Origin of the sequence: Candidatus Infernicultor aquiphilus (genome assembly GCF_002784285.1) — a bacterium.
GTDB classification, from domain to species: domain Bacteria; phylum Atribacterota; class Phoenicimicrobiia; order Phoenicimicrobiales; family Phoenicimicrobiaceae; genus Infernicultor; species Infernicultor aquiphilus.
The window spans coordinates 1-5,000 of the sequence record NZ_PFKO01000160.1 but is presented as its reverse complement, the minus strand read 5'-3'; the positions used below and the strand labels follow the sequence as shown (position 1 = coordinate 5,000).

General features: G+C 30.9%; 3 protein-coding genes and 1 rRNA gene (1 of these 4 running past the window's edge). 1 reads left to right on the top strand and 3 read right to left on the bottom strand.

Going from position 1 to position 5,000, the window contains the following annotated elements:
* The 3 genes from COZ07_RS04435 to COZ07_RS04425 all read right to left on the bottom strand — a co-directional run.
* Positions 1 to 185, bottom strand: a 16S ribosomal RNA gene (locus COZ07_RS04435) (it extends 1,424 nt beyond the left edge of the window).
* A gap of 366 nt (positions 186 to 551) precedes the next feature.
* A complete protein-coding gene (tyrS, locus tag COZ07_RS04430; protein WP_406607379.1) occupies positions 552 to 1,772 on the bottom strand; it encodes a tyrosine--tRNA ligase in 1,221 nt (406 codons plus the stop codon).
* A gap of 210 nt (positions 1,773 to 1,982) precedes the next feature.
* A complete protein-coding gene (locus COZ07_RS04425; RefSeq protein ID WP_406607378.1) occupies positions 1,983 to 2,450 on the bottom strand; it encodes a QueT transporter family protein in 468 nt (155 codons plus the stop codon).
* Positions 2,451 to 2,733: 283 nt separating this feature from the next.
* On the opposite strand from COZ07_RS04425, the gene COZ07_RS04420 reads away from it, so the two are divergent.
* Positions 2,734 to 4,875 (top strand): penicillin-binding protein 1A, encoded by a 2,142-nt coding sequence (locus COZ07_RS04420; RefSeq protein WP_406607377.1) that lies wholly within the window; start codon positions 2,734 to 2,736, stop codon positions 4,873 to 4,875.
* The last annotated feature ends 125 nt before the right edge of the window (positions 4,876 to 5,000 follow it).

Here is a 5,000-nt window from a genome sequence, read left to right as displayed (position 1 = left end):
TCCCCCACTCCCGGGTAGATTACCCACGCGTTACTCACCCGTTCGCCACTAACCAGTGCTCCGCACTGGTATTTTGGGGGACTCGGTCCCTCAAAGTATCAGTGCGAAGCACTGATTCGTTCGACTTGCATGTGTTAGGCACGCCGCCAGCGTTTGTCCTGAGCCAGGATCAAACTCTCCGTATTTCTGAGGATAAGCAAGAAACTTGAATAAATCCAGGCTCCTCTTTCATCCTCATCTTTGATAAGACTACCCTTTGGGTAAAGGGTAGTCTTTAAATATTTGAGCATCTGGCTGTGGTGCTATATAATTATCAAAGAACGATGATTTTAAGTTTTAATTTGAAGTGACAGATTACATCCTAACAAAGAAGATTACTCTTGTCAAGGGATTATTACTAATTTGTTAATTTTTTTAAGAAGTTATTTAAATATTTTTCTTTTAGGGTAGGAGTATTTCCTCTTTCCAAAATAATTATAATACAATTAAGGGGAAATTGCAAGAGGAGAATATATATATTTTTAATATTTTATCAACCTAATATATTGTAGTTAGCGAATAACTAATTTTACAAAATTTAATTTTCCAATCTTTATAACCATGCCTTTTTTGACAGTTAAATCAAGATTGGGATCGTCCACCTTTTCTCCATTAATTTTTACTCCACCTTGTTCAATCAATCTACGAGCTTCACTTTTACTATTTACTAAACCAGATAGGGCGATAAGTTTAATCAGCCATATTTTCCCCTCTTTTAAATTATCTTTCTTTAAAACTAATTCTTTCATTTCTTCTGGATAAAGTTTCTTATTAAATACTTTTTCAAATTCTTCTTCTGCTATCAGTGCAGCATTTTGTCCATGATAAAGCTTAACAATTTCTCTCGCCAATTTCTTTTTTACATCCTGAGGATGCAAATTATCATTTTCTAAATTTATTTTTATCTGATTAATTTCATTTAACGAAACATCTGTTACTAACTCAAAGTATCTAATCATGAGGCGGTCAGGAATGGACATAACTTTGCCATACATTATTTGAGGTAACTCATTAATCCCAATATAATTACCAAGACTTTTGCTCATTTTTTCTATCCCATCTGTTCCTTCAAGCAGAGGCAGAGTAATAATTATTTGAGGTTCTTGGTTATATTCTCTTTGAATATTTCTACCCACCAATAGATTAAACTTCTGATCTGTCCCTCCCAATTCAATATCAGCTTGTAACGCTACGGAATCATATCCCTGCATTAAGGGATATAAAAATTCATGAATACCTATCGGTTTTTCTTCTTTATATCTTGTTGCAAAATCATCTCTCTCTAACATACGAGCAACTGTATATTTGGAACACAATTTTAGAACTTCTGAAAATGAAAGCTTCCCTAGCCAATTACTATTAAATACTATTTTTGTTTTTTCGGGATTTAATATTTTATAGACTTGTTTTTTGTATGTTTCAGCATTTTTATTAACTTCTTCTTCAGTTAATTGTTTTCTGGCTACTGATCTACCACTTGGGTCACCAATCCTTCCGGTAAAATCACCTATTAAAAAATATATCTCATGGCCTAAATCTTGAAACTGTCTCATCTTGCGTAAGCCCACTGTATGTCCCAAATGTATATCTGGCGCATTAGGATCAAATCCTTGCTTAACCCGAAGAGGCTTTTTTTCTTTCCTCGATTTTTCTATTTTTTTTATTAATTCTTCTTCAGAAATTATTTCTTCTGTCCCTCTTTTGATTATGCTTAATTCTTCTTTAATATCCATAATAATTACCCCGCTTTATAAAAATCATCCTATATTTATTATCATAAAATTTTTCAATTCTTTAATTTACCTATATAAAAAACTTAATCTTCTGCAAATTTTCATTTAATAATAAATTTACTTATTAGATAACTTGCCAATAGATACAATCCATCGAATATCTAAAATAAACTATAAACTTATTAATTATTAATTGGTAATTTTTTATCTCTATTCTAAACCCAATCTTTTTTTATTTTTAATCAATAAAATTAATAAAGGATAACCCAAAATATAACCAGCAATGATTTCTCCTATTCCAATATATAAAACAGTTATCCAATAGGATAAATCAAAGAGTAAATGTAAATAAATACTCACTCCAAAAGCATTTATTAATACAGGAGGAAGAGGAGCTAATTTTGGATCCTTTAACTTATAGGTCAAATATGCAGCAACCAGGGTGCAAAGACTTCCTCCAATTATGTCCACCATACCCCCCGGTCCTAAAATATTTGCTAAGATACAGCCCACAAATAATCCAATAATGGCAGAAGGATCAATAAAAGGTAGTACTGTCAAAGCTTCTGCAATTCTTACTTGTATAGGGCCATAACTTATTGAAGCAAATATAATATTAAGAACCACGTAAATCGCTGCAATCATGGCTACACGAATTATAAATTTAAGCTTAATCATTTTAAAATATCCCAATAATAAACATATTTAATTTCTGAAATTATAACATAGTTTATTTTATATTAAAAGAGTTAAAATAATACCCTCCTAATTTTATTCTAACTTTATGGTATAATATTACAAAGAAGCGTAAAGCGTTAAGCAAAAAACGCAAAACTATAACTCAAAACTTAAAACTAAGAAAAAGGTTTTGAATTTTGAATTATGGTTTTTAGTTTTTTGCTATAAGTTTTTAGTTTAACAAATGTGAAATGCGTAATACGAAAAAAAGGAGTTTATAATATTGTTATCTAAAAATAAACAGAAAAAACTTTATCATATTCCTTTCTCTAAAAAATTATTGCTGGTAGTATTAATTTTTTCCCTATCCTTTATTATTACTTTTATTGGTTTAACCAGCCTTAATACTCAAAAAATATCTGAAATGGTTCAAGAAAATAATTTTTTGGATGCTATAAATAGCAAAGTATATGATATTAATGGTAAAATTATCACCGAGTTTTTTCAAGAAAACAGAAATCCAGTTAAACTTTCTGAAATTCCTCCAGCTTTAATCAATGCCTTCATTGCAATCGAAGATTCAGAATTTTACAAACATAAGGGAATAAGTTTCCGAGGTATTCTACGAGGAGCTCTCTGGGAAAATTTTAAAAATACAATTTTATCGCCAAAAGAAGGTAAACCTCAGGGAGGCAGTACCATAACTCAGCAATTAGCTATAAATATTTTCCTTAATCGTGAAATTAGTCTAAATAGAAAAATAAAAGATATTCTATTAGCATTACAAATAGAGAGAAATTTTACGAAAGATGAAATTTTAGAAATGTATTTAAATGAAATTTATTTTGGACATGGCGCATATGGAGTTCAAGCTGCTGCTCAAATGTATTTTAATAAAAGTGTACAAGATTTAAACCTTGCAGAATGTGCTTTATTAGCAGGATTACCTCGTGGTCCCTCTTATTATTCTCCTATTCTTAACCCAGAAGTTTCATTAAATAGAAGAAATATTATATTAAATAGAATGTTTAAGTTAGGTTATATATCTAAAGAAGAAATGGAAAAAACTAAACAAAACCCTATTAAACTTGATTACAACAATAAAAGAGATAAAATTACCGCTCCCTACTTTTCTACTTTTATTCTTTCTCAACTTTTAGAAGAATATGGAGCTAATATAGTCTACAAAGGTGGGTTAAAAATTTATACTACTTTAGATTTAGAGATGCAAAATTTCGCCGAAAAAGCACTTCAAGAATCTGTTTATGAAGGAGCAATAATAGCTATTGAACCTCAAACAGGTTATATTAAGGCTATGGTGGGAGGAAAGGATTTTGAGAAAAGTAAATTTAACCGAGCAACTCAAGCTTATCGTCAGCCTGGCTCTGCCTTTAAGCCTTTTATTTACCTTACAGCTTTAGACAATGGATTTACTCCTAGTAATATTATAGAAGATTCTCCAGTTACTTTTGAAAATGGATGGTCTCCTAAAAATTATGAAAAGGAATTTAGAGGGCCAGTAACCCTTAGGGAGGCATTCGAATTATCTATAAATGTAGTGGGAGTAAAGTTATTAGAACAAGTAGGAGTAAATAAGGTAATAAATTATGCCCATAAAGCAGGAATAAAAAGTGAACTTCGCTCAGATCTATCTTTGGCTTTAGGAACTTCTGAGATAACCCCTTTAGAAATTGCTTCTGCTTATGCTACTATTGCCAATTTAGGGGTAAGAGTAGACCCTATTATATCTATAATTCGAATAGAAGATTATAACGGCAAAATTATAAAAGAGAATATTCCTCAAAAAAAGAAATTGTTTAAAGAAGAAACTTGTTATGTGCTTATTAAGATGATGGAAGGAGTGATTGAAAGAGGAACTGGCTTGAGCGCTCAAATAGGCCGGCCAGCAGCTGGAAAGACCGGTACCACCAATGATTTTGTCGATGCCTGGTTTATAGGGTTTACTCCAGACTTAGTCACTGCAGTTTATATTGGAAATGACGATAGAAAACCTTTGGGGAACAAAATGACTGGTGGAGTAGTTGCTGCCCCAGTTTGGGCAAAATTTATGAAAAGTGCCCTTAAAAATAATGATAAAAAAGATTTTTTACAACCGGATAAAGTAATAAATATTTCTGTTTGCAAAGAATCAGGTCTTCTTCCAATAAATTCCTGCCCAGAAACATTAACTGTATCTTTTATAAAGGGCACCGAGCCTACATCTTACTGTATAATTCACCAAACAATTTTTGAAAAACCAAAAACGGAAGAATATCAAGAGATTAAAAAGCCTTATTATGAAGAAATTGAAACATTTAAGAAAAAACAAGAAGAAGAACCTATAAAGACTAAAGAAAAAGAAGAAGAAACTTTTCAATCTCTAATAAATAAGCTTAGAGAAAAATACAAAAAACCAGGTAACTAACTGATTAGGTATTTTGGAGCCAAAAGGCAGAATTAACGAGTATATTATGTTGATTATGTTAAGTTAAAAACTTAAAACTAAAAGCGTAAAACCATAATTCAAAATTTAAAACCTTCTTCTTAGTT

Bases quoted from the DNA above. Each gene is read 5' to 3' on its own strand.
- tyrS (WP_406607379.1), bottom strand. From the start codon at position 1,772: ATGGATATTAAAGAAGAATTAAGCATAATCAAAAGAGGGACAGAAGAA.
- COZ07_RS04425 (WP_406607378.1), bottom strand. From the start codon at position 2,450: ATGATTAAGCTTAAATTTATAATTCGTGTAGCCATGATTGCAGCGATT.